Below are 22,101 nucleotides of genomic sequence, written 5' to 3' on the forward strand. Positions count from 1 at the left end.
CCGTGGGCGGCCAGCGCGGCGGCGAGCTCGGCGACGTGGGCGTTCTGGCCGCCCGCGTCGACGCCGCCGAGCGCGGACAGCGGGCTGGCGTGCTCCGAGATCATCGCGATGCGCATGTTTCCTCCTCCAGCAGGCGGTCCCAGTCCGCGAGGAACCGGTCCAGTCCGTAACGGGCCAGGGCGACCTGGCGGGCGCGGTCGCCGAGGCGCCGGGCGGCGTCCGGCTCCTCGATCAGCCAGCGCGCGGCCTCGACGAGCGTGTCGACCCGGGTGGCGATGACGCCGGCGTCGTCCGGGACGGCGGCGACCGCCTCGGTGGTGGCCAGCGCCAGGACGGGCATGCCGATCTGCATCGCCTCGATGAGGCTCAGGCCCAGCGAGGTCCAGCGGCACGTGTGGACGTACGCGCGGCGCCTGGCGATCTCCAGGTGCATCGCGGCCTGGGGCGGATCGTCGTGCGGCGTCACGTCCGGCAGGTCGAGCCCGGCGACGCCCATCCCGTACACGTCGAGGGGGGCGACCGCCGCGAAGCGCGGGAAGAGGTCCGTGCCGGTGACCCGCTGCCGCCGCACCGGCTCGTTGGTGACGACCGCGAGCCGCTCGAGCTCGCCGGACCACCGGGCGGCCGGCTCGACGACGCCGTGCTCGATGACCGTGGTCCGGGTGCCGCCGGTGTCCCAGAACAGGTCGTTGAAGTGCGTCACATGTGCCACGATGAGGTCGTCGCGGTCGGCCATCGGGTGCCGGCTGTTCGGGACGTCGCCCTTGGGCGTGTTGTGCTCGACGTAGATCTTCGGCACGTCGAGGTGGGCGACGCGGTCCAGCTCCTCCGGGCGCTGCAGCACCACGACGTCGACGTCGCCGGTGGTCAGGGTGGCGAAGTCGACCTCCTCGGCGTTCTCCGGCCAGGGGAAGGTGCGGGCCCGCCCGCGCCCCCACTCGTCGCGCGCGTCGTTGACGGGGACGAGGTAGCGGTGCTTGCCCTGGACGAACGCGGTCGCCCAAGAGCCGTGCACGTGCCACAGCAGGATGTTCATGCGGCGACCTCTCTTTCTTGCGGAGCCCGGACGCCGAGCAGTCGTACTGCTTCCAGGACGTCGGCGGGTGTGATCCCCGTCAGGCACGGGTGGCCTTCGACGGGGCAGACGGTGGCGCGCGTGGCGCGGCAGGGTGCGGCGGCGTCGCCGAGGCGGACGACGGGCACCCGGTAGGGCCCCCACTGCCCGAAGGGGACGGTGGGCGCGTAGAGGCTGATCACCGGCGTCCCGACCGCGGCGGCGAGGTGCGCGGGCCCGGTGTTGGCGACGACAACGCAGGCCGCCCCGGCGAGCAACGTGGCCAGCTCGCCGAAGCCCATCGGGTCGGCGACCTCGGCGACGTCCCCGGCGACGAAGGCGGCCAGGTCGCGCTCGGCAGGTCCGCCGGTGACGACGACGCGGAAGGAGGCCGCCAGCGCGGCGACGATGTCCCGCACGGTCGCCGGCGGGCAGGAGCGCGCCTCCACCGAGGCTCCCGGGTGGACGACAACGTAGTCACCTGGCCCCCCGGGCGGGACGGTGACGCGCAGCGTCCCGTCGTCGCCCGCGGGAAGCGCGAACCCCGCGGCTGCCGCGACCGAGCGCGCCCGTTCCGCTTCCGGCACCCCCACGGGTACGCCGCGGTGCCGCACGTCGAGCAGGGAGCCCGGATAGTCCTCGCTGATCGCGGTGATCCGCCCGACGCCCGCCGCCCGCAGCAGCAGCGCCAGGGGCAACGCCGACTGGTGGAACGAGGTGAAGATCACGGCCTCGTCCGCACCCGTCGCGGCCAGCACCGACGTCAGCTCCTGGAGCATCGCGGAGGAGACCGCCTCCGGCGCCGGGTCGATCCACGGCAGCCGGAACGAGATGATCTCGTCGACGCCCGGCAGCAGCTCGGCGGCGGCCCGGCCCCGCGGCCCGCACAGCATCACGACCCGCTCGGCACCGGCGGCCACCGCGCGGATCGCCGGGCCCGTGACCAGCACGTCACCGGCGGAGTCGCTGCGGACGACGAGCACGGTCCCGGCCCGGGAGCGGGTTCCGGCCGGGCTGACCAGCGCGTCGCGGGACAGGATCAGGTCGGCGGCGGCGCTCAGGTCGGCGGCGACGGCCGGGGCGGCGGCGACCTCGGGGGCGAGGGTCACCTCGGTGGGGACCAGGATCCCGGTGGCGCCGGCGGCGAGCGCGGCGGTCATGTCCCGGCCGATGTCGCCGATCATCACGCAGCGCTGCGGGACGGTGCCCAGCGCCGCGGCGGCCGCGTGGACCAGGCCGGGTGCGGGCTTGCGGCAGGAGCAGCCGGCGGTGCCGTCGTGCGGGCAGATCTGCCAGGTGTCGAACGGGCCGAGCAGCTCCTCGACCCGGGCGTTGACCGTCGCGAGCTGCTCGGCGGTGAAGTGGCCGCGGGCGAGACCGGACTGGTTGGTCACGATGCCGAGGCGCAGGCCGGCGGCGCGCAGCCGGTCCAGGGCGGCCCGGGCGCCCGGCATCGCCTCGACCCTGGCCGGGTCCCCGTTGTACGGGACGTCCACGATGATGGTGCCGTCCCGGTCCAGCAGGACGGCATCGTAGAGCGAGGTCACTGCGGCGATCCCGCGAGCGGCTGCGCCCCGCGCCACCGCCACCAGCCGCGCAGCCAGTGCGCCGTCGCCACGGGCGGGATGGCGGCGCTGGTCAGCAGCATCGTGGTGACCTCGCGGGCGTCGCGCGGGCCCGGGGCGATGCGGGCGACGGCGAACTCCGCGGTCCCGGCGGCCCAGAGCGCGGCCGCCACGGGCCACGCGCGGTGCCGGCTCAGTGCCAGGGCGACGGCGAGGACACCCGCGGCGGTCACGGCGACGTGCTTGCTGCGGCGGCCCGGGGGGACGCCGAGGCGCGTACGCCAGTCCCGGCCGTACAGGTGCCGCAGGAGAGCGTCGTCGGCGTTGCCGCGCTGGGTGCGTACGGACACCCAGGGGTCCTCCGGACGCACCGGGTGGGTGACTGTCCGCGCCCCCTTGACCAGCTCGAAGCCGGCGAGCCGCACCCGGTGCGCGAGCTCGGCGTCCTCGCGGAAGGCCCGGGGCAGCCGCTCGTCGAAGCCGTCCGTGACGATCAGCGCCGACCGCCGGTACGCCATGTCGGCGGTGATCCACTCGCCGTCCGCGAGCGCCGCGGTGACCCGCTCCCAGTCGGTCGGGCGCCGGTCCGTCGGCAGCGGCACCCGCAGGTTGCCCTGCACGCCACCGGTTGCCACGCCGGCCACCATCGCGTCGGCGGCCAGGCGGACCAGCCAGTCGGGGTCGGGCAGCACGTCGTCGTCGAGGAAGGCGACCCATTCGTGGCTCGCGGCCCGCCAGCCCACGTTGCGGGCGGCGGCGGGCCCGGCGGCGCGGCCGGTGAGCACCTTGACGTCGATGCCGGGCGGGACGGGCAGCTCCCCCGCCGGCTCCGGGCGGTCGTCGACGAGCAGGAACTCCACCGCGCAGGGCGCCGGCTCGGCGGCGGCCAGCGCGACCAGCAGCGCGGTCAGGCTGGGCCGGCCCAGGGTGGGGATCACCACGGAGATGCCGGTCATGCGGCCTGCCCGAACGCGGTGCCGCGGTGCACGGCGAACGGCCCGATGGCGAGCAGGTCCACGGGCGCGGAGCCGAACAGCTCCATCGCCTCGCGCGGGGTGTCGACCATCGGGCGCCCGGCGGTGTTCAGCGAGGTGTTGACCACCACGGGGATGCCGGTGAGCTGCTCGAACTCGGCGAGCATCTCGGCGACCAGGGGCTCGGTCTCCGGGTGCACGGTCTGCACCCGGGCGGTGCCGTCGACGTGGGTGACTGCCGGGATGCGGTCCTTCCACTCCGGCTTGACCTGGTGGACGAAGAGCATGTACGGGCTCGGGTAGACGCCGGTGAAGATGTCGTCGAAGCGGGAGGCGAGGACCATCGGCGCGATGGGACGGAACTGCTCGCGGCCCTTCACGTCGTTCATGCGCGTCTGGGTGTCCTGGTCGCCGGGGTGCGCGATGAGCGAGCGGTGCCCGAGGGCGCGGGGGCCGTACTCGCTGCGGCCCTGGAACCAGGCGACGATGCCGTTGCCGGCGAGCACCTTGGCGGCCTCGGCGGCGATCGACTCGGGCCGGGTGTAGGGCAGGGCGGCGCGCCGCAGCTCCGCCTCCAGCTCCTCGTCGCTCCAGCCCCGGCCGAGGGCGGCCGTGGTGAACGGGGTGACCGGGCCGGCCTCGCGGGCGACGGTGAGCGCGGCGCCCAGCGCGGTGCCGGAGTCGCCGGCGGCCGGCTGGATCCACACGCGGTCGAACGGTCCCTCGGCGGCGATCCGGCCGTTGGCGACGCAGTTGAGCGCGGTGCCGCCGGCCATGGTCAGGGTCTTCAGGCCGCCGGACGCCTCGTACGTCCAGCGGGCGAGGTCGAGCAGCACCTCCTCGAGCCGCACCTGCACGCTGGAGGCGAGGTCGGCGTGGGCCTCGGTCAGCTCACCGCCCGGTGCGGCGGCCTTGGCGAGCGCCGCCCAGTCGATGTGCTCGACGGTGAAGCCGCCGTCGTCGTTGGCGTGCACCAGCTCGCGGAAGAGGTCGAGGTGCCGGGGCTTGCCGTAGGAGGCGAGCGCCATGACCTTGTACTCGTCGGACGAGTGCAGGAAGCCCAGGTGCCGGGTCAGGTCCTCGTAGAGCAGCCCGAGCGAGTGCGGCAGCTCCTGGCTCTTGAACGTCTCCAGCCGCCCGTCGCGGTACGCGCCCGCGAGGTGGCTGGCGACCTCGCCGCGCCCGTCGAGCACCAGCACCGCGCTGTCCTCGGGCACCGACAGCCCGGAGGACGCGGCGTGGGCGACGTGGTGCGGCACGAAGCGCACCTGCTCGGGGTCGAGGCCGGGCAGCGCACCGGCGAGGAACTGCGGGGCGCGGCGGGCGTAGTCGACGCGGACGTGGTCCCACGGGTCCTTCAGGCCGAGCTCGGCGGCGTCGCGGGTCATCGAGGGGTCGAACGAGTACGCGACGGCGTCCAGGTCGCCCGGCTTCAGGCCGGCGGCCTCGAGGCACCAGGCGGCGGACAGCTCGGGCAGCTCCCAGGCGGAGAAGGGCACGGGCCGCTTGCCGTGCTTGCGGCGGCTGAAGCGCTCCTCCTCCGCCGCCGCCACGACGCGGCCGTCGATGATCAGCGCGGCGGCCGGATCATGAAAGATGGCGTTGATTCCGAGGACTCGCATGGGCCGCCGGATACCCGTTGATCGCACGCTTAACCCCATGATCATCGACTTCTCCAAGAATTCTTTTTCGCGTCCTGACCTGCACTGATAGGTCTGAAACCACGAGTTTGCAATCCTTGCTACAGGGAAAGTGCCTCGCATGTACGACGTGGAGCAATTGATCGGCGGGACGTGGTCCCCCGGCGGCTCGGGCCGCACTCTGACCGTTTTTGATCCCTCCACCGGAGAGCCGGTCACGACCGTGCCGGTGTCGTCGGCCGATGACGTCGCCGCGGCGGTCCGTACGGCTCGGGACGCCGCTCCCGCCTGGGCCGCCACGGCTCCGGGCGCCCGCGCGTCGGCCCTGCACGCCGCCGCGAGCGCCGTCGAGGCGGCCGCCGACGAGCTGGCCGGCCTGATGCACGCCGAGATGGGCAAGCCCGCCGCCGACGCCAGGGACTCGATCCTCGCGGGCGTCGGCACGCTCCGGCAGTACGCCGAGCTGGGCCCCGTGCACCGCGGCCGCGCCCTGGCCGGGAACGACGAGGCGATCGACCTGATGGCGTACGCCCCCCGCGGCGTCGTGGCCGTCATCACCCCCTGGAACGACCCCGTCGCCGTCTCCTGCGGCCTGCTCGGCGCGGCCCTGGTGACCGGCAACACGGTGGTCCACAAGCCCAGCGAGCGCACCCCGGCCGTCGGGCACCGGCTGGTCCAGCTGGTCGCCGCGCACTTCCCCACCGGCGTGCTGTCGCTGGTCAACGGCGACGGCGAGGTCGGGGCGGCGCTCGCGGCGTCGGCGGTCGACGTGGTCGCGCAGGTCGGGTCCACGGCGACCGGGCGCTCGATCGCGGCGGCCTGCTCGCGGACCGGCGCCAAGGCGCTGCTGGAGAACGGCGGCAGCGACCCGCTGATCGTGGACGCGGACGTCGACCCGGTCTGGGCGGCCCAGCAGGCGGCCACCGGCGCGTTCGCCAACTCCGGTCAGATCTGCGTGGCCGTCGAGCGCATCTACGTGCACCGCGACGTGGCCGGGCAGTTCCTGGCCGCCCTGGTCGACGAGGCCCACGCGTGGGGTGACCGGATCGGCCCGCTGGTCGACACCCGGCTGCGCGACGGCGTGCACGCCCAGGTCGGCGCGGCCGTCGCCGAGGGCGCCCAGGTGCTCGCGGGCGGCTCGGTGCCCGGCGGCCCCGGCGCCTTCTACCCGCCGACCGTGCTCGCCGAGTGCACCGACGACATGGCCGTCATGCGGGACGAGACCTTCGGGCCGGTGGCGCCCGTGGTGACGGTCGACTCCTTCGCCGAGGCGCTCAAGCGGGCGGCGGACTCGCCGTACGGGCTGGCCGCGACCGTGCTGACCGGCTCGATGAGCCACGCGCAGCAGGCCTGGCGCGAGCTGCCGGCGGGCACGGTCAAGGTCAACGCGGTCTTCGGCGGGGCGCCGGGCGGTGCCGCGCACCCGCGCCGCGGCAGCGGACAGGGTTTCGGGTACGGCCCGGAGCTGCTCGACGAGATGACCGTCACCAAGGCCGTGCACATCGAGGCCCCGCCCGCCGGGTGGTGACCTGACCCGGGATCAGCCCTCGTCCGCGAGCCGGACGAGGGCTTTCTCGATGTGCGGGGGCAGCGGCTGGCGCTCCCGCAGGGCCCACGGCAGCAGGCGTACGGCGTCCGCGAGCGACCGGGGATCGTCCCGCCACGCCGCGGCGGCGGTCCGGGCGACCACGGCCGGCGGGCGGCGCAGCATCGCCGTGAGCAACCGGTTGCGGGCTTCCAGCCGGCGGCGGGCCCGGGGATCGCGCCCCTCGGACAGCGGCACGTGGCGCACCGTCAGCTGCGGGACGTAACTCAGGTGCCGGCCCGCGGCGGCCAGGTCGACGGCCAGCAGGGCCTCCTCGCCGTACACGCGCAGTTGCGGGCGGAAGCCCCCGGCCGCCAGAAAGTCCTCCCGCCGGACCGCCACCGAGCAGGCCAGGAAGCCCAGGATCGCCGGGCCGGGGGCGCCGGGCGGGGTGCCGAGCGGGGCGCGGGCCTGGGCGGCCGACACCGGATCCTCGCGCCGGTCCGGCCCGGCCAGCACCCGGGCGGCGAGCAGCCCGGCCCGCGGGTGCGCCCGGAAGAGGCCGGCGAGGGCGGCGAGAGATCCCGGCTCCCACCACGAGTCGTCGTCGGCGAAGGCCACGTACGAGGTGCGGGCCAGCTCGGCGCCGGCCGTCCGCGCGGCGGCCGCCCTGTTCTCGCCCAGGGGCACCATGGTCACGTGCGGGAACGCGGCGGCGATCGCCTCCGGGCTGCCGTCGTCCGAGCCGTTGTCGACCACGATGACCGGGGCGGCGTGCCGGGGCAGGGTTTCCAGGAGCCGCTCGCGACGGTTGCGGGTGGCGACCACCACGGTGACGTCGCTGGTCTCGTACGGGATCGGGGCTCGCGTCATGGCGCCCGCCATACCCACTCGGACGGGTCTCACCCGCCCTTCTTCCGGGTGACGAGGGTCCCTTCGGGGCCGATCGGATCCGCCGGGGTCGTGCGGCCGGCCCTTCAGGAGGGACAATGACGTCATGTCCGAGGTCCGCGCCGAGGTCGAGCGGCTCGGCCGGCACACGGTGATCCGCCTGACCGGCGAGCTGACCGTCGCGACCGCGCCGGTGGTCCGCACGGCCCTCACCAAGTGCCTCGTCGAGCGGCCCGAGGCGCTGGTGGCCGACCTCTCCGGCCTGACTGCGCCCGAGCCGCACGCGCTGACGGTGTTCCGGGCGGTGATCCGTCAGGCGGCGCTGTGGCCGGGCACGCCGATGCTCCTCTGCGCCCCTGACCCGTCCCTGACCGCCCTGCTGACCAAGGGCGGTCACGGCCGCCGGGTGTTCCGGTCCCTGGCGGAGGCCCTGGCCGCCCCGGCGGCGCCGCGCCTGGCCACGGTCAGCGACGTCCTCCTGCCGGTCACCGGCGCCTCGCGGCAGGCCCGGGCGGTCGCGACGAGCGCGTGCGAGCAGTGGGAGCTGCCGCACCTCGCCGCCCCGGCCGCGCTCGTGGCCGGGGAGCTGGCGACGAACGCCGTGACGCACGCCGGGACGCTGGCGGACCTGCGGCTGACCCGGGGGCACCGCTATCTCATGATCGCCGTCCGGGACGGCAGCACCGCCCCGCCGCGGATGGCGGCCGGTCCCTCCCCCGATCCCGCCGCCCCGCGCGGGCTGCTCCTGGTCGACGCGACGGCGCACCGCTGGGGCTCCCTGACCGCCGACGGCGGCAAGGTGGTGTGGGCGACCCTGCCGCTCGCCGCCCCGTGAGCCCGGCGGTCAGGCCCCGGCGGGGGTCATGACCACCACGGCGCCGGTGGTGCCCGACGTCGGGTCCAGCAGCGGGGTGCAGGCGACCGCCACCCGGACCGGACGGCCCCGCCGGTTGACCGCCTCGACGGTCACCTGCTCCTGCAGGGAGTCGCCGCTCAGCACCGCGCGCAGCAGCGGCCGCAGGCCGTCGGTGGGCAGCCCCATGTCCAGATTGAGGAAGTGCTCCCCCAGCGCCTCGTTCTCCCGCAGCCCCCACAGGTCCTCAGCGGTGCGGTTCCAGGCCTGCACCCGCAGGCCCGCGTCGACGACGGCCACGCCCGCGGGCAGGCTCGTGAGCAGCGCCTGGAGGAAGGCCTTGGTGGTGTCCAGCTCCGCGGTGCGGTCGCGCAGCGCGTTGTTGATGGTCTGCAGCTCGTCGTTGGTGGACTGGAGCTCCTCGTTGGTGGTCTCCAGCTCCTCGTTGGTGGACTGCAGCTCCTCGTTGGTGGTCTCCAGCTCCTCGACGCTCGACTGCAGCTCCTCGTTGGTGGTCTCCAGCTCCTCGTTCGTCGACTGCAGCTCCTCGTGCGCCGTCTCGGCCTGCCGGGTTGCCAGGTCGAGGTCCGACTCGAGCTGCCGCGCCTCCGTGCGGTCCTGGAAGACCAGCGCGACGCCGAGCAGGCTCGCGTCCGGGCCGGTCAGCGGGTTGACGTCCACCCGCAGCACCACCGCCTCGTGCTCGGAGCGGGCGAACTCGACGTCCGGCACCCGGATCGTGCGCCGCTCCAGCTGCGCCCGGTCGATGTAGCCGCGCAGCTCGGCCGGGCGGTAGGACAGCTCCAGGTCCCGGAACGGGCGGCCCACGTCGCGGGTCGACACGCCCAGCAGCGTCTCGGCGCGCCGGTTGCTCAGCGCGACCAGGCCGTCGGCGGTGACCACGACCTGGGCCACCGGGCAGGTGGCGAACGCCTCGTCGCGCAGCCGGTCGAGGCCGAGCAGCTCGGCGCCGGACGCCGGGGGCACCTGCGGGGCCATCAGCGGCGCCGGCCGGGCGACCGTCGCCGGCTTCTTGCGGAAGATGCGCCGTTTCAGGTCCACCGGGGCGAAGGTGTCGCTGTGGCTCAGCAGCATCTCGGCCTTGCCCAGGAAGAGCACCCCGGCGTCGGCGAGGGCGAAGTGCAGGCGCGACAGGATCCGCGCCTGGGCCTCGGCGTTGAAGTACATCAGCGTGTTGCGGCAGGTGAGCAGGTCCACCCGGGAGATCGGGGCGTCCTGCATCAGGTCGTTGCGCCCGAAGATCACCGAGCGGCGCAGGTCCTTGCGGAAGACGTAGCGCCCGCCGGTGACCTCGAAGTAGCGCTGCACCAGCTCCTCGGGCAGGTCGGCGACCTGCCGGTCGGTGTAGGTGGCCAGGCGCGCCTCGGCCAGCGCCTCCTCGTCGACGTCGGTGGCGTAGATCTTGACCCGCTCCCGGAACGCCTCCGGGCCCAGCTGCTCGGCCAGCAGGATCGCGATCGTGTACGCCTCCTCGCCCGACGCGCACCCGGCCGTCCACACCCGCACGGGCGTGCCGGGCTCCCGGCCGGCGAGCAGCTGCGGCAGCACCTCGTCGCGCAGGTGGTCCCACGCGTCCGGATCGCGGAAGAAGCCGGTCACGTTGATCAGGATGGTGTTGAACAGCGCGGTGAACTCGTCCGGGTGCACCTGCAGGAAGTCCAGGTAGTCCCCGAAGGACTCGACGCCGACCTGGGTCATCCGGCGGGTGACCCGGCGCATGAGGCTGGCCCGCTTGTAGCCGCCGAAGTCGAAGCCGCGTGCCTCCCTGAGGTACACCAGCAGCGCCTCGAACTGCCCGTCGTCCGATGTCACCCGATCCTCCGAGCCGCCTGTCCCGCCGTCTTCGCTACCGTACCGGCAGGTTTGGGTCCCGGCCGATCAGGGCATGCGCCCCGCGTGCCGGATGCCGCCAGTCGCCATCGCGATCTTGTCGTGCTCGGGGCCTCCGCGGGAGGACTCGAGGCGCTGCGCGAGGTCGTCGCCGGGCTGCCCGGCGACCTGCCCGCCGCGGTACTGGTCGTCGTGCACACGCCTGCGGGCAACGACAGCGTGCTCGCGGCCATCCTGGACCGCTGCGGGCCGCTGGCCGCCGCGCCCGCCCGGCACGACACCTCCCTGGTGTCCGGGCGGATCCACGTCGCGGTGCCCGACCGGCACCTGCTCGTCCGGGACGACCGGATGCTGCTCAGCCGGGCGCCGAAGCAGAACCGCGCGCGCCCCGCCGTCGACGCGCTCTTCCGCAGCGCGGCCCGCTGGCACGGGGACCGGACCGTCGCGGTGGTGCTGTCCGGCACCCTCGACGACGGGGCCGCCGGACTCGCCGCCGTGGACGCGGCCGGGGGCGCCTGTCTCGTGCAGAATCCCGCGGATGCGATGTTCCCCGGCATGCCTGCCGCCGCCCTGGCCGTCGTCCCCGGCGCCCGCTCCGCCCCCGCGGCCGCTCTCGCCGGGCACATCGCCGCACTGGTGACCGAGCCCCGCCGTGCTCCCGCCACCCCCTTCACCCACCCCGACCTCGTCGCGGAGACCGACATGGCCGAGAACATCGCGTTGACCCCACCCGAGGAGTCCCCTGGCCGGCCGGCGGCGATCAGCTGCCCGGACTGCACCGGCGCCATGAACGTCGTGCAGATCGGCGCGGCGGTGCACTACACCTGCCACGTCGGGCACGTGTGGTCGCCCCAGACCCTGCTCGCCGCGCAGCACGAGAAGGTCGAGCAGGCGCTGTGGACAGCGGTGAGCATGCTGGAGGAGCAGGCGAAGATCCATGACGAACTCGCGCGGCGCGCCGCGGCCGACATCCACAACTCCCTCGTGGAGAGTCACCAGGCGGCCAACGCGCGGGAAATGCGCACGGCGGCCGGGGTCATCCGGAAGCACTTCCCGGAGATCATCACCCAGCCCTGACCCGGCGCCGGAGTCAGTCCACGTCCTCCTCGCCGGCCAGGCGCCGGGCCTTGGCTGCCTCCGCCCGGTGCCGGCGCGCCTCGTCGCGATGCCTCTCCGCGCCGCCGGGCACCCGCCGCGCGGCCTCCTCGTGCATCTCGGCCGCCATGTCGTGGCTGGCGGCGGCGTCGAGGTGGGCCTGGGCGGCGCGGCGCGCGCTCTCCTTCGCCCGCTCCCGCGCCCGGGCCAGGCTGCCCTCGTCGGTGACCACCGCGGGATCCTCGCCCTCCTGGGTGGCCGCCAGGTAGTCACGCAGCTCCGTGACGCGCCGGCGCGCCTCGGCCGCCCGCTGCCCGGCACGCTTGCCCCGCTCCCGGGCCTCGCGGGTCACCCTGTCGTCGGCGGGGCTCCGCTCGTCGTCCATGCGGCCATCGTGCCACCGCCCGGAGGGGGCCCGGAAGACACTGCCGCAGCCGTCCCCGGCCCGTGGTGCCGTAGCCTTGCCTGGGCGCGGCAGCGGGGGGAAAGGCGGAGCATGGGTCGGGAGGACGAGCGGTTCGAGGAGCTTCTCGCGCACCTGAGCGAGGCCCGCGGCTTCGATTTCACCGGCTACAAGCGCTCGAGCCTCATGCGGCGCGTGCAGCGGCGCATGTCGCAGGTGCGAATCGCCGGCCACGGGGAATACCTGGAGTTCCTGCGGGCCCGTCCGGACGAGTTCACGTCATTGTTCAACACCATCCTGATCAATGTCACCTCGTTCTTCCGGGACCCGGAGGCCTGGGATCACCTGCGGCGGGAGGTGCTCGAACCGATGGTCGCGGCCAAGCCGGCGGACACGCCGCTGCGCGTCTGGACGGCCGGGTGCGCCTCCGGCGAGGAGGCCTACACGGTGGCGATGCTGCTCAGCGACATCCTCGGCCCCGCGGATCTGCACCGGCGGGTGAAGATCTACGCCACCGACGTGGACGAGGAGCAGCTCGGCGAGGCACGGCGCGCCGTCTACGACGAGCGGGCCCTGGCCGGGATGCCGCCGGAGCTGGTGGAGCGGCACTTCGAGCTGGCGGGCCGGCGCTTCCGGGTCCGCCGCGACCTGCGCCGCTCGGTGATCTTCGGCCGCAACGACCTGGTGCAGAACGCCCCCATTCCCCGTATCGACCTCCTGACCTGCCGTAACACGCTGATGTACTTCACCGCCGGGACACAGGCCCGGGTTCTCGCCCGGTTCCACTTTGCGCTGGTCCCGCAGGGGGCCCTGTTCCTGGGCCGGGCCGAGACCCTGCGCGGCCACGCCGGCACCTTCGAGCCGATCGACGCCCGGCACCGGGTGTTCCGCAAGACCGGGGGGCCGGTCCCCGCGTCCGCGGCGGCGTTCCCCGTCCCGGCCTCCGGTCCCCTCCGCACGGACGTGTCCGCTTCCGGCGGGCTCGCCGAGGCCGCGCTGCGGGCCGGCCCGGTGGCGCAGCTGGTGGTCACCGCCGACGGGCTGGTGGCCCTGAGCAACCGGGAGGCGGAGACCCTGCTCGGGGTGTCCGCCCGGGCGGTCGGGCACCCCTTCGGCGCGCTCGAGGTGGCGCGCCGGCCGGTGGATCTGCGCACGCCCGTCGCGCTGGCCTGCCAGGAGCGGCGCACGGTGCACGTCCCGGAGTTCGAGCTGCACCGCCCGGCCGGCGACAGCGTGGCCCTCGAGGTGCGGGTGGCGCCGCTGCTGACGGAGGACGGCGGCACCCTCGGCGTCACGCTGGTCTTCCAGGACGTGACGGCGGCCCGGCGGCTGCGGGCCGACCTGGAGGACGCCAACGCCGAGCTGGAGACCGCCTACGAGGAGCTGCAGGCCGGCAACGAGGAGCTGGAGACCACGAACGAGGAGCTCCAGTCCACCCTCGAAGAGCTGGAGACCAGCAACGAGGAGCTGCAGACCGTCAACGAGCAGCTGGAGACGGCCAACGCTGAGCTGAGGAGCAGCAACGACGCGCTGCTCGGCGCGGTTGTCGCCCAGGCCCGGTCGGCCGACCTCGTCGTCGGCCCCGACCTGCGCGTCCGGGCCTGGAGCGAGCGGGCTGCCGAGCTGTGGGGCCCCCGCGCGGCCGACGTGATCGGGCACGACCTGACCCGCCTCGGCGGCAGCCTGCCGCTGGACCGGCTGGAGCCGATGATCCGGCTGGCGCTGACGGGAGACCATGGAAGAGCCACGACGAGGCTGGAGGCGGTCGACCGGCACGGCCGGGCGGTCGTCCTCCGCGCCGTCCGCGCCCCGGTGCCGCCCGGCGGCGCGATCATCATGATGGAGAGCCCATGACCGCAGAGGCTTTGACCTTCAGTGCCGACGACCGTGCCGGGCGTACGGTGTTCGCGCTGCGCGGCGAGCTGACCCTGCGCGCCACGGGCAGGCTCCGCACCGCGCTGCTGAAGAGCATCGCCGAGCAGCCGGAGGCGCTGCTCGTCGACCTGTCCCGGACGAGCGTGCCGGAGCCCGCGGCCCTCGCCGTCTTCACCGCGGTCGTGCGGCAGGCCGCCACCTGGCCGGGGACCCCCGTGCTGCTGTGCGGCGCGGTGCCCGACGTGGCCGGGCTCCTCGCCGGCGGCGGGTACGGCCGGATGTCCCTGCACGACAGCGTGGCGGCCGGCCTGGCGATGCTGGACGAGGGGCGGGAATCTCTGCTGTTCATCACCGACGAGCTGCTGCCCGTCTCCGGCGCGTCGCGGCACGCCCGCAACATGGTCACCGAGGCGTGCGGGCGCTGGTCGCTGCCGCAGCTGGCCGGCCCGGCCAGCCTGGTGGTCAGCGAGCTGGTCGCCAACGTCATCGACCACGTGGGCACCATCATGACGCTGCGGATCTCGCACCGGGGCCGCTATCTGCACCTGGCCGTGCGCGACGGCTCGCCGGTCGCCCCCGAGCGGTCCGATCGCCCGGGCCCGTCCGGGCTCGCGATGGTCGATTCCCTGGCGACGCACTGGGGCTGGCTGCCCACCCGGGACGGCAAGGTCGTCTGGGCGACCCTCGCCACCGACGCCTGACGCCGGCTCAGTCCTCCAGCAGGGCGTTCAGGCCGGTCGCCGCGGCCACCCGCGCCACGTAGGGGCGCAGGCCGACGGCCCGCACGCGCACGTCCCGGACCCGGGCCGCCTCGTGCACGGCCAGCAGCACCGCGATGCCCGCGGCGTCCAGGATCGGGACGTCCCCCAGGTCGAGCAGCACCCGGTCGGCCCGGGCGGCCCGCACGACGGCGAGCAGCTCCTCGCGCAGGTGCTCGGCGTTGTCCCGGTCGACCTCGCCGGACACCGAGATGCGCAGGACACCCTCGCTCTCCCGGCGCACCAGCACCCGCACGTGGTGGTCGTCGCGCTCGGTGCCGGTCCAGGCCGGCGGGGTGTCGCTCAGCATGGCCGTGCGCAGCCAGCTCAGCGCCCGGCTGAGCAGCCGCGACACGTGCATCTGCGAGATGCCGAGCTGGTCGGCGATCTCGGCCTGGCTCAGGTTGCCCCAGAACCGCAGCGCCAGCATCCGGCGCTCCCGGTAGGGCAGGCGGTACAGCAGGCGCTCCACGGTCGTGCGGTCGTCGACCAGGCCCAGGTCCGGGTCGGCGGACCCGACGAGGTCGCCGAACTCGGCCCGGTCGTCGTCGCCGGCCGGCATGTTCAGCGAGGCCGGGCTGTAGCCGGCCAGCGAGGTGCGGGCCTCGGCGATCTCGGCCTCGCCGACCTCGAGGAAGGTGGCCAGCTCGGCGTCGGTGGGCGTGCGGGCGAGCTTCGCGGTGAGCACGGCGTTCGCGTGGTTGAGCTCCAGCACCAGGTCCTGCAGCCGGCGCGGCACGTGCACACCCCACGTGTGGTCGCGGAAGTGCCGCTTGATCTCGCCGGTGATGGTGATGACGGCGTACGCGGTGAACGAGCCCCGCTCCGCGTCGTAGCGGTCCACCGCCTTCATCAGTCCGAGCCGCGCGACCTGCTCCAGATCGTCGAGCTGCTCGCCCCGGCCCCGGTAGCGCCGTGCGAGCCGGCCCGCAAAGGGCAGGGCGCCGCGCACGAACTCCTCCCGCAGCCGCGCAGCCCGGTCCGCCCCGGCGCCGGTCCGGGCCTGCACGTAGGCGGCCGCCATGGCGTCGAGGTCTTCCAGGGTGCGGGTCTTCCCGGAAGTCGGCATGCGGGATCCCTTCGCCGAGCGCGGAGGACCTGGACAGGTCCGGTACCCCGGTTCCCAGGGCCGGTCCTGTGCAAACCTAATCCCCCGGAGCAGCCCGGACGGGCACATTCCCGCGATCGGGGGACGTGTCATGCGGGCCTCAGGTCACGAGCAGCCCCATCGAGCGGCCCGAGCTCTGGAGAGCCTCCAGGACCTGGTGCACCGTGAGGCGTGCGGGCAGCACCGGGGCCGGCTCCCCCGCGCCGGTCAGCGCGGCGGCGACGTGGCTGGTGGGCAGCGGCAGCAGGGGGTAACGACTGGTGGCGAGCCGGTCCAGCCGCGGCTGGCCGTGGGCGAATCCGGCGACGGAACGCCACGTGGCCGCCGCGGCGTACGCCTCGCAGCCCACGCCCGGCGGCTGCGGGAGGACGCTGACGGTGCCGAAGGGCAGGCTGCCGGCGATCCAGGCCTCGGCGGCCTCGACAGCGGGACGGGCCGCCGTCTCGCACCAGTACGGCACGGCTCCGGCGGCCAGGACGGCGCCCGGGTCGAGCAGCCCGGCGCTGCCGACGACGCAGTGCGTGCCGGCGCCGGTGGTGGCGAGCCACTCGCGGTACAGGTCGGCCACGAAGGCACTGAGCGCCGCGGGCCGGGGATAGAGCACGCGGTGGCTGGGGATGCCGGCGGCGCGCAGCGCGTTGTCGAGTCCTGGGTCGCCGGCCGGCTCGGCGTACCGGACGGCGAGGGCGTGCCGCGGCGTCCGCCAGCGGCGGGCACCCAGGGCGGTGAGGAGGCGGACGAACCCGCGGTTGCTCTCGGTGTAGTCGTCCGGGGACCAGCCGCCGACCGGGCTGCCGGCCTGGAAGGTGTGCCCGGGAACCGGCTCCGCCGCGGGCCAGCTCCGCAGGTCGCGCAGCAGCAGCGCCCGGCCGTCCGGGGCGAGCCGACCGGTGAGGAAGGCCCGGTACGCGGCCGGCACCCGCTGCCACCGGACGTGCAGCGTCAGCGTCGAGCCGCACAGGGGCCCGGTGAGCACCGGATCGTGCACCTGGCGCACGGAGACGCCCGGGTTCGCCGCGAGGATGCGCCCGGCCACCTCGGCGCCGGCCGCGCACGCCGTCTCCGCGTCCTCCGGGGCGCCGCCCGGATAGGGCACGGAGACGGTGAAGCCCGACGGCAGCCAGGGGGCGCCGAGGGCGGCGGCGAGGTGGACGGCCGACCCGTGCGGCGAGCCGAGCACGGCCGCCGGGTAGACCGGCTCCGGGTAGCGGCCGGTGATCCACGCGGCGACAGCCTCCGCGTCCAGCCGGCCCGCGGCGTCGGCGGGCAGGGCGTCCGCGACCGCCTCCGCGGCGAGCGCGGCCCGGCGGTTACCCGGCTCCAGGGCGGGCCGGCGGCTGAGCAGCGGCATCCGGATCTGGTCACGGCAGTCCCGGCCGTCCGCGGCCCGCACCGCCGTGTCCAGCAGGACGCGGCCGGGGCTGTCGAGATCGAACACCTGCTCCGGCGCGGCCGGGGCGGCGAGGCGGAAGTCGGTCACGGCGGGCTCCTCGGGTGCGGGTCCGGCGGGCATACCCCGTGCGGCCCGGGTCATGACACGGTCCGTGACGTTGTCCCCGGAGCGCCACGAGGGCGCAGGTGAGATCCGCGGCGACCCGGGTATGCCGCGCGCCATGACGGAGACGGGCACCACTGCCAGCGTGACATTCATCGGCAACGCCACGACCCTGCTGCGGCTGGGGGACTTCACGCTGCTGACCGATCCCGCGTTCGGCGCGGCGGGGACCCGGGTGCACCTCGGGTACGGCGCCTGGACCAAGCGGGTCAAGGATCCGGCGATGCGGCTGGCCGACCTCCCCCGGGTCGACGCGGTGCTGCTGTCGCACTTCCACAGCGACCACTTCGACCGGGTGGCGTCCCGCGGCCTGCCCCGGGACCTGCAAGTGGTGACCACCGTCCAGGCGCGGCGCGCGCTGCGGCGGCGCGGGTTCGAGGCCGTCCAGGCGCTGCCCACCTGGGACGTGTACGAATGGACCAGCGCGCGGCAGCGGCTGCGGGTGACCGCCGTGCCCGCCAAGCACGGTCCGGGCGCGGTCGACCGGCTGCTGCCCGAGACGATGGGGTCGGTGCTGGAGCTGGAGGAGGACGGCCGGCTGCGGCTGCGGCTCTACATCACGGGTGACACCCTCTTCGGCCCGCACCTGACCGCCATCCCGCGCCGGTGCGGCGAGATCGACGCCATGCTCATCCATCTGGGCGGCACGAGGCTGCTCGGCCTGCTGCTCACCATGGACGACCGGCAGGGCGTGGCGACGACGGAGCTGATCCGGCCCGGGCTGACCGTCCCGATCCACTTCAACGACTACAAGGTCATGAAGTCGACGCTGAGCGACTACCTGGCCCGCGCGCGCGAGCACGGCCTCGAAGGGGTCGAGCCGATCAGCCGCGGGGCGACGATGTCCCTGCCATTGCGGCCCGTGCCGGCCTGACGGCGGCGGCCCGCAGCAGCGGCACCGCCCACAGCAGAACGATCGCGGCGATGAGCATGACGGTGGTCGCCCCGCGCCCGTGCCAGGCGAGAGCGACGGTCCACGCGAGAGCGAAGAGTGTGCGGAAGAACGTGGCTGAGGGCATGCAGCGGGTCTGCCCGCTTCGCTGACCCGCGGGTGCCATCTGGTGGCCCGGCCGGGCCACGGAAACCGAAACGCATGAAACCCGCCGTACGGGGGATGCGCGGCAGATGGACCGCACCGTGCGCATCACTGTCGTCGATCACCAGCCCCTGTTCGTCAGCGGACTCGAGTTGCTGCTGCCGAGAGTGAGCCAGGGCCGGGCCACGATCGTGGCCTCCACCCGCGACGCCGCCGCGGCCGCCGCCCTGGTCCGCCGCTCGGTCCCGGACCTGGTCCTCGTCGACCTGCGCATGCCCGCCCCGGGCGGCGTCCGGGCGATCGCCGCCATCCGGCGCACCGCACCCCGGGTGCGGGTGGTGGCGATGTCCGGCGACGACGACCCGGCCGGCGCGGTGGCGGCGCTGCGGGCGGGTGCCGAGGGCTTCCTGCCCAAGACCGCCGAGCCCCGCGACGTCGTCCAGCCGCTGCTGGCCATCCTGGACGGCTGGGCCGTGGTGCCGCCGCGCCTGCTCACCCGCCTGGTGGCGCCCGCGCCCGGCACCCGGCCCGTGCCGGTGGAGCTGGACCACACCGAGCGGCAGCTGCTGCGCCTCATCGCCGCCGGCTCCACGACGACGGCGATCGGCCTGGAGCTGCACGTGTCGGAGCGGACGGTGAAGCGGCTGACCGCGGCGCTGCTGCGCAAGCTGCGCGTGCAGAGCCGCACCCAGGCGGCCGCGCTCGCCGGCAGCGCCGGCATGCTCTGACCCGCCGCCGTCCCTCAGAGGGACGCGACGGCGATCGCCAGGGTGCCGGCGCCCAGGAGCAGGAGCAGGACCGGCATCGGCAGGTTCTTCGTGTCGCGGACGCGCACGTGCGAGAGCACCGCGCCGGCGAAGTAGAGGACCAGGCCGGTCGCCGCGGCGACGCCCAGCGGCCGCCAGCCGATGCCGATCCACAGCCCCACGGCGCCGGCGAGGTTGAGCAGGCCCAGCGGCACGAACCACGACGGCGGCACCCCCACTCCGGCCAGGTTGGCGGTCACCCGGTCCAGCTTGCGGATCTTCGCGACGGCAGTGCCGACGTTCAGCAGGCCGTAGACAACCGCGGCGACGACATAGGCAGCAAACATGGTTTCCCCTTGACGATCGTTGCACGTAAACCGTTGGAACACTACAACGGTTTTGCCAGGGCAACAATCGGCGGGTGGGTATGATGGCGGGCATGGCTTCGACGACGCGTACGGCCGTCCCGGCTCAGCTGGGCGTGCTGCTGGCCGGGCGGGGCGCCGTGGCCACCGCCCGGGTCCGCGACGCGCTGGCGGCCCACGGCCTCACCATGCGGTCGCTCTTCACGCTCAACCACCTGGCCGACGGGCCGGTCGGCCAGCAGGCGCTGATCGACCTGCTCGGCGTCGACCCGAGCGCCCTGGTCGCGGTGCTCAACGAGCTGGAGGGCCTGGGCCTGGCCGCCCGGCAGCGCGATCCCGCGGACCGCCGCCGCCACATCGTCACGATCACGCCGCGGGGCGCCGAGGCGCTCAAGGCCGTCGACGCGGTCCTCGACAGCACCGACGACGACCTGTTCGGCGCGCTGTCGGCCGCGGAGCGGCAGCAGCTGGAGCGGCTGCTGGCCAAGGTGGCCGACGCCGGCTCGTGCGGCGAGAAATACTAGTCAGCCGAGCGTGCGGAGCACCAGCACGGCGTTGAGGGCGATGATGAGCGCGGCGACCAGCGCGGCGGCGACGGTGGTCAGGCGCCGGTTGACGTAGGCGCCCATCAGGTCCCGGCGGGTGGTCAGCCAGATCAGCGGGATCAGCGCGAAGGGCACGCCGAAGGACAGCACGACCTGCGACCACACCAGGGCCTGCGTGGGGTCGGCGCCGATCAGCAGGATCGCCATGGCCGGGGCCATCGTGACCAGCCGGCGCAGGAAGAGCGGGATGCTGCGGCGCAGGAAGCCCTGCATGACCACCTGACCGGCGTAGGTGCCGACGCTCGACGAGGCGAAGCCGGAGGCGAGCAGGGCGATCGCGAAGGCCAGCGCGGCGTAGCGGTCGAGCTGCACGCCCAGCCCGGCGTGGATGCCCTCGAGGGTGTCGGTGCCCGGGACGCCCTGGCCGAAGAAGAGCTGCGCGGCGATCACCAGCATGGCGAGGTTGACCAGCCCGGCCGCGCCGAGGGCGACGAGCGTGTCGGACCGCTGGTAGCGCAGGGCGGCCCGCTTGTCCGGCGCGTCGCTGCGGGAGGTGGTCAGCGCCGAGTGCAGATAGATGACGTGCGGCATGACGGTCGCCCCGAGGATGCCCGTGGCCAGGAGCAGGCTGTCGGTGCCGGCGAACGAGGGCACCAGGCCGCGGGCCAGGTCGGTGCCGTCGATGCCGGAGCGCAGGGTGGCGTACAGGAAGCCCAGCAGGATGACCGCGAGCAGGCCGCCGATCGCCGCCTCGAACCGGCGGACGCGCCGCTGCAGCCCCAGCAGCGCGAAGGCGACCACGCAGGTGATCAGGCCGCCGACCGGCAGTGGCACGCCGAAGAGCAGGTAGAGCGCGAGGGCGCCGCCGACGATCTCGGCCAGGTCGGTGGCCATGGCGACCAGCTCCGCCTGCACCCACAGGCCCCGCGTCACCGGCCGGGGCAGCCGCTCGCGGCACAGCTCGGCGAGGTCGCGCCCGGTCACCAGGCCGAGCTTGGCGGAGAGCGACTGGATGAGCATGGCCATCAGGTTCGCGGCGACGATCACCCAGACCAGCTGATACCCGTACGCGGACCCGGCCGTGAAGTTGGTCGCGAAGTTCCCGGGGTCGGCGTAGGCGATGGCCGCCACGAAGGCCGGGCCGAACAGTGGCAGGACACGCACCACCCTGCGGCGGGACCGGGAGACGAGAGCAGCGGCATTGTCCAGGACGACCATGCGGGCGTGTCTGCCCTCAGCGGTGGCCTTGTCGTGCCACGACGTGACCCGTAAGGGACAGGGGGCCGGGTAGCCATGGCCTTGTCAACCCCCGATGCAGTGGAGGCTCCTCGTGTTCAAGCACGTCGACTACTTGCAGTTCCAGGCCAAGCCCGAGAAGCCGGACGCGCTGCTGGCCCGCAAGATGCAGGAGCTCGTGGGCGGTCAGTTCGGCGAGATGACCGTGATGATGCAGTACCTGTGGCAGGGCTGGTCGTGCCGGGTGCCCGGCAAGTACAAGGACATGATCATGGACATCGCGACCGAGGAGATCGGTCACGTCGAGATGCTCACCACCATGCTGGCCCGCCTGCTCGAGGGCGCACCGGGCGAGGCGACCGAGAAGGCCGCCGCCGCCAACCCGCTGCTCGCCGCGGTCCTCGGTGGACAGAGCCCGCAGCACGCGATCGTCAGCGGCGGCAGCGCACTGCCCCGCGACAGCGAGGGCACGCCGTGGAACACCGGCTACATCGTCGCCAGCGGCAACCTGCTCTCGGACTTCCGGTCCAACGTGGCCGCCGAGGCGCAGAGCCGGCTCATGACCAGCCGGGTCTACAACATGACCGACGACCGCGGCGTCAAGGACATGCTGCAGTTCAACCTGGCCCGCGACACCTACCACCAGCAGCAGTGGCTCCTCGGCATCGAGCAGCTCATCGAGGACGGCTTCACCGAGAGCGGCATCGAGGACTCCAACCGCGAGAACGAGCACCCCGAGGCCAACCACACCTTCTACAGCTTCGACCCGGCCAGCACGGCGGGCGAGGGCCGCTGGGCGCGCGGCACGACGCTCGACGGCAAGGAGGAGATCATCTACGTGCAGGACGCGCAGCCGCTGACCGACGACAAGCCGCTCGGCCCGGCACCCGACCCGAAGCTCTACGTCACCTACGACGGCTCGCAGGGCCCGGGCAAGCCCGGCACCGGCGCGGGCGCGCACGCCCAGGGCATGGCCAACGTTGTCAACAAGATCAAGGGCGCCCTGGACTGATCCCACGCTGTTCC

The 22,101-nt window shown here is 74.4% G+C and carries 20 protein-coding genes; 9 read left to right on the forward strand and 11 right to left on the reverse strand.

Annotated features, from left to right (window positions below):
* Positions 1–100 precede the first annotated feature (100 nt).
* Genes RBH18_RS28120 through RBH18_RS28135 form a run of 4 tightly spaced genes read right to left on the reverse strand, consistent with a single transcriptional unit; the run spans position 101 to position 5,215 of the window.
* Positions 101–1,036: a glycosyltransferase gene (locus RBH18_RS28120; protein WP_306213065.1), complete on the reverse strand. Its 936-nt coding sequence runs from the start codon at positions 1,034–1,036 to the stop codon at positions 101–103.
* A complete protein-coding gene (locus RBH18_RS28125; protein ID WP_306213068.1) occupies positions 1,033–2,601 on the reverse strand; it encodes an HAD-IIIA family hydrolase in 1,569 nt (522 codons plus the stop codon). Before RBH18_RS28125 ends, RBH18_RS28120 begins: the two co-directional genes overlap by 4 nt.
* Complete coding sequence (locus tag RBH18_RS28130; RefSeq protein WP_306213070.1) at positions 2,598–3,575, reverse strand: glycosyltransferase; 978 nt, start codon at positions 3,573–3,575, stop codon at positions 2,598–2,600. The genes RBH18_RS28125 and RBH18_RS28130 overlap by 4 nt, the downstream gene beginning before the upstream one ends.
* Complete coding sequence (locus tag RBH18_RS28135) at positions 3,572–5,215, reverse strand: carbamoyltransferase family protein (RefSeq protein ID WP_306213071.1); 1,644 nt, start codon at positions 5,213–5,215, stop codon at positions 3,572–3,574. The genes RBH18_RS28130 and RBH18_RS28135 overlap by 4 nt, the downstream gene beginning before the upstream one ends.
* A gap of 139 nt (positions 5,216–5,354) precedes the next feature.
* Between RBH18_RS28135 and RBH18_RS28140 the strand changes: the two genes are divergently transcribed.
* Complete coding sequence (locus tag RBH18_RS28140; RefSeq protein WP_306213073.1) at positions 5,355–6,761, forward strand: aldehyde dehydrogenase family protein; 1,407 nt, start codon at positions 5,355–5,357, stop codon at positions 6,759–6,761.
* Between the two features lie 12 nt (positions 6,762–6,773).
* Here the strand turns inward: RBH18_RS28140 and RBH18_RS28145 are convergent, their stop codons facing one another.
* A complete protein-coding gene (locus RBH18_RS28145) occupies positions 6,774–7,631 on the reverse strand; it encodes a glycosyltransferase family 2 protein (RefSeq protein ID WP_306213075.1) in 858 nt (285 codons plus the stop codon).
* A 124-nt stretch (positions 7,632–7,755) separates the two neighbouring features.
* Here RBH18_RS28145 and RBH18_RS28150 point away from each other — a divergent pair, with 124 nt between their 5' ends.
* Complete coding sequence (locus RBH18_RS28150; protein WP_306213077.1) at positions 7,756–8,484, forward strand: STAS domain-containing protein; 729 nt, start codon at positions 7,756–7,758, stop codon at positions 8,482–8,484.
* A 9-nt stretch (positions 8,485–8,493) separates the two neighbouring features.
* Here the strand turns inward: RBH18_RS28150 and RBH18_RS28155 are convergent, their stop codons facing one another.
* Positions 8,494–10,335, reverse strand: a complete 1,842-nt coding sequence (locus RBH18_RS28155; RefSeq protein ID WP_306213079.1) for a CheR family methyltransferase — start codon at positions 10,333–10,335, stop codon at positions 8,494–8,496.
* A 120-nt stretch (positions 10,336–10,455) separates the two neighbouring features.
* Between RBH18_RS28155 and RBH18_RS28160 the strand changes: the two genes are divergently transcribed.
* Positions 10,456–11,430 (forward strand): chemotaxis protein CheB, encoded by a 975-nt coding sequence (locus tag RBH18_RS28160; protein ID WP_306213081.1) that lies wholly within the window; start codon positions 10,456–10,458, stop codon positions 11,428–11,430.
* Between the two features lie 13 nt (positions 11,431–11,443).
* On the opposite strand, the gene RBH18_RS28165 is transcribed toward RBH18_RS28160, so the two are convergent.
* The gene (locus RBH18_RS28165; protein ID WP_306213083.1) at positions 11,444–11,833 is read right to left on the reverse strand and encodes a hypothetical protein; all 390 of its coding nucleotides are present in this window, start codon (positions 11,831–11,833) and stop codon (positions 11,444–11,446) included.
* 111 nt (positions 11,834–11,944) lie between these two features.
* Here RBH18_RS28165 and RBH18_RS28170 point away from each other — a divergent pair, with 111 nt between their 5' ends.
* Both RBH18_RS28170 and RBH18_RS28175 read left to right on the forward strand, forming a co-directional pair.
* Positions 11,945–13,705, forward strand: coding sequence for a CheR family methyltransferase (locus RBH18_RS28170; RefSeq protein WP_306213085.1), 1,761 nt, complete (start codon positions 11,945–11,947; stop codon positions 13,703–13,705).
* Entirely contained in the window at positions 13,702–14,427 is a 726-nt protein-coding gene (locus tag RBH18_RS28175) for an ATPase (RefSeq protein WP_306213087.1), read from the forward strand. Before RBH18_RS28170 ends, RBH18_RS28175 begins: the two co-directional genes overlap by 4 nt.
* A gap of 7 nt (positions 14,428–14,434) precedes the next feature.
* Here the strand turns inward: RBH18_RS28175 and RBH18_RS28180 are convergent, their stop codons facing one another.
* Positions 14,435–15,553, reverse strand: coding sequence for a SigB/SigF/SigG family RNA polymerase sigma factor (locus tag RBH18_RS28180; protein WP_372338997.1), 1,119 nt, complete (start codon positions 15,551–15,553; stop codon positions 14,435–14,437).
* Positions 15,554–15,692: 139 nt separating this feature from the next.
* On the reverse strand, positions 15,693–17,072 hold the full coding sequence (locus RBH18_RS28185; protein WP_306213089.1) for a hypothetical protein: 1,380 nt from the start codon (positions 17,070–17,072) through the stop codon (positions 15,693–15,695).
* Positions 17,073–17,205: 133 nt separating this feature from the next.
* Here RBH18_RS28185 and RBH18_RS28190 point away from each other — a divergent pair, with 133 nt between their 5' ends.
* Both RBH18_RS28190 and RBH18_RS28195 read left to right on the forward strand, forming a co-directional pair.
* A complete protein-coding gene (locus tag RBH18_RS28190) occupies positions 17,206–18,021 on the forward strand; it encodes an MBL fold metallo-hydrolase (RefSeq protein WP_306213091.1) in 816 nt (271 codons plus the stop codon).
* Positions 18,022–18,284: 263 nt separating this feature from the next.
* Complete coding sequence (locus tag RBH18_RS28195) at positions 18,285–18,911, forward strand: response regulator (RefSeq protein ID WP_306213093.1); 627 nt, start codon at positions 18,285–18,287, stop codon at positions 18,909–18,911.
* Positions 18,912–18,925: 14 nt separating this feature from the next.
* Here RBH18_RS28195 and RBH18_RS28200 read toward each other — a convergent pair whose 3' ends face one another.
* Complete coding sequence (locus RBH18_RS28200; protein WP_306213095.1) at positions 18,926–19,276, reverse strand: DoxX family protein; 351 nt, start codon at positions 19,274–19,276, stop codon at positions 18,926–18,928.
* A 92-nt stretch (positions 19,277–19,368) separates the two neighbouring features.
* Here RBH18_RS28200 and RBH18_RS28205 point away from each other — a divergent pair, with 92 nt between their 5' ends.
* Positions 19,369–19,818: a MarR family winged helix-turn-helix transcriptional regulator gene (locus RBH18_RS28205; protein WP_306213097.1), complete on the forward strand. Its 450-nt coding sequence runs from the start codon at positions 19,369–19,371 to the stop codon at positions 19,816–19,818.
* On the opposite strand, the gene RBH18_RS28210 is transcribed toward RBH18_RS28205, so the two are convergent.
* A complete protein-coding gene (locus tag RBH18_RS28210) occupies positions 19,819–21,057 on the reverse strand; it encodes an Nramp family divalent metal transporter (protein WP_306213099.1) in 1,239 nt (412 codons plus the stop codon). It lies immediately after the preceding gene.
* 112 nt (positions 21,058–21,169) lie between these two features.
* On the opposite strand from RBH18_RS28210, the gene RBH18_RS28215 reads away from it, so the two are divergent.
* Complete coding sequence (locus RBH18_RS28215; protein WP_306213101.1) at positions 21,170–22,087, forward strand: manganese catalase family protein; 918 nt, start codon at positions 21,170–21,172, stop codon at positions 22,085–22,087.
* Positions 22,088–22,101 lie beyond the last annotated feature (14 nt).

Origin of the sequence: Actinoplanes oryzae, assembly GCF_030757795.1 — a bacterium.
GTDB lineage: Bacteria > Actinomycetota > Actinomycetes > Mycobacteriales > Micromonosporaceae > Actinoplanes.

What these genes read in the sequence shown, in the direction of transcription:
- RBH18_RS28120 (WP_306213065.1), bottom strand. Translation starts at nt 1,036, where the DNA reads ATGAACATCCTGCTGTGGCACGTGCACGGCTCTTGGGCGACCGCGTTC.
- RBH18_RS28130 (WP_306213070.1), bottom strand. Translation starts at nt 3,575, where the DNA reads ATGACCGGCATCTCCGTGGTGATCCCCACCCTGGGCCGGCCCAGCCTG.
- RBH18_RS28135 (WP_306213071.1), bottom strand. Translation starts at nt 5,215, where the DNA reads ATGCGAGTCCTCGGAATCAACGCCATCTTTCATGATCCGGCCGCCGCG.
- RBH18_RS28140 (WP_306213073.1), top strand. Translation starts at nt 5,355, where the DNA reads ATGTACGACGTGGAGCAATTGATCGGCGGGACGTGGTCCCCCGGCGGC.
- RBH18_RS28145 (WP_306213075.1), bottom strand. Translation starts at nt 7,631, where the DNA reads ATGACGCGAGCCCCGATCCCGTACGAGACCAGCGACGTCACCGTGGTG.
- RBH18_RS28150 (WP_306213077.1), top strand. Translation starts at nt 7,756, where the DNA reads ATGTCCGAGGTCCGCGCCGAGGTCGAGCGGCTCGGCCGGCACACGGTG.
- RBH18_RS28165 (WP_306213083.1), bottom strand. Translation starts at nt 11,833, where the DNA reads ATGGACGACGAGCGGAGCCCCGCCGACGACAGGGTGACCCGCGAGGCC.
- RBH18_RS28170 (WP_306213085.1), top strand. Translation starts at nt 11,945, where the DNA reads ATGGGTCGGGAGGACGAGCGGTTCGAGGAGCTTCTCGCGCACCTGAGC.
- RBH18_RS28175 (WP_306213087.1), top strand. Translation starts at nt 13,702, where the DNA reads ATGACCGCAGAGGCTTTGACCTTCAGTGCCGACGACCGTGCCGGGCGT.
- RBH18_RS28180 (WP_372338997.1), bottom strand. Translation starts at nt 15,553, where the DNA reads ATGCCGACTTCCGGGAAGACCCGCACCCTGGAAGACCTCGACGCCATG.
- RBH18_RS28190 (WP_306213091.1), top strand. Translation starts at nt 17,206, where the DNA reads ATGACGGAGACGGGCACCACTGCCAGCGTGACATTCATCGGCAACGCC.
- RBH18_RS28200 (WP_306213095.1), bottom strand. Translation starts at nt 19,276, where the DNA reads ATGTTTGCTGCCTATGTCGTCGCCGCGGTTGTCTACGGCCTGCTGAAC.
- RBH18_RS28205 (WP_306213097.1), top strand. Translation starts at nt 19,369, where the DNA reads ATGGCTTCGACGACGCGTACGGCCGTCCCGGCTCAGCTGGGCGTGCTG.
- RBH18_RS28210 (WP_306213099.1), bottom strand. Translation starts at nt 21,057, where the DNA reads ATGGTCGTCCTGGACAATGCCGCTGCTCTCGTCTCCCGGTCCCGCCGC.